Annotated in this window: 3 protein-coding genes; all 3 read right to left on the minus strand. The window is 37.8% G+C overall.

All coding sequences use genetic code 11. From position 1 onward, the window contains the following. Positions 1-357: transposase (locus F6K40_RS41245; RefSeq protein WP_365674493.1), on the minus strand; the 357-nt coding region annotated here is incomplete at its 3' end. Continuing rightward, on the minus strand, positions 305-829 hold the full coding sequence (locus tag F6K40_RS41250) for an RNA-guided endonuclease InsQ/TnpB family protein (RefSeq protein WP_365674496.1): 525 nt from the start codon (positions 827-829) through the stop codon (positions 305-307). The genes F6K40_RS41245 and F6K40_RS41250, both read right to left, overlap by 53 nt. A 202-nt stretch (positions 830-1,031) precedes the next feature. After that, the coding region (locus tag F6K40_RS40400; protein ID WP_293146022.1) for a YggT family protein at positions 1,032-1,152 on the minus strand (121 nt) is incomplete at its 5' end.

Here is a 1,152-nt window from a genome sequence, read left to right on the forward strand (position 1 = left end):
ATTAGATTGAACTACGCAGTACGCTACTCTCTTCGCGTACTCTCTACGCTGCCTGTACGGACGTTGCATGCAACGTCCCTCTCTTAAATGCTTTCGTGCATATCTATTCCTAGCTTTATGGTAGTTGTGTGACTGTGGTTTTCTACCTTTCTTGTACTTCTTAGATTTTTGACGATTTGCTCTATTTAACTGCTTTTCCGACTTTCTATAAAACTGTGGGTTCTCTACGGTATTACCATTACTATCAGCCAAGAAATACTTGATTCCGACGTCTAAACCTACTGCGTTCCCTGTTGGTTTAGTCTCAATCTTTATGTCTACTTGAATAGCAAATTGAACATCGGGAACCGTCAGCACGTTTTAGTAATCTTACTCGTTTTATTTGCTTTAGTTGATAGTAGTTTAAATCATAAGTACCCTTCAGCTTTAAAGTACCTATATTTTTCTTATCTGAGAAAGTAATTGCCTTCCTATTTTCTGACAGTTTCCAACCAGAAGTTTTATACTCTACAGAACGAGAGTGCTTCTTAAACTTAGGATAACCCTTCTTTCCCTTAACCTGTTTTTTGCAGTTATCGTAAAATCTAGATATTGAAGACCAAGCTCTTTCCGCAGCCGATTGTCGAGCCATTGAGTTGAGTTCGTAAGCAAATGTGAACTTTTGAGCTAATACCTTGCAATATTTATTAAGGTCGTATTTACTTACCCCTTTATTGTCCATCCAATATCTCAAGCATTTATTTTGAATAAATTGAGATGTCCGAACGGCCTCATCTATTGCTTTATATTGCTCAGGTTTAGCTTTGGCTTTGAACTCATAAATTATCATTTTGGCTCGACCTACCTTTTTTCCTTATGCTATCTATATTGTATAGCATAATTAACTTAAGAAATGCCAAGAAAGATTAGGGTATTTTTACAGGCAACTAAAGTCGCGCGGAGAGCTTTTCATCCATGGGAAGCGGCGACATGGTTTTCAAGCTCTCGTCCAACTTTTATAATTCAGATTTTGGAGATAACTTGGCTTTTAGCTACAGCATCATTTTCAATAAACCTTGCTGACCTAAAAGCATCTCTCGCAGCAAGCTGAAAATACCTACCCAAATAATTGGGCTAATATCTACCCCACCCAGAGGAGGCACAATTTTTCTT

The sequence above is a fragment of the Okeania sp. SIO3I5 genome (assembly GCF_010672085.1).
Lineage (GTDB): Bacteria > Cyanobacteriota > Cyanobacteriia > Cyanobacteriales > Microcoleaceae > Trichodesmium.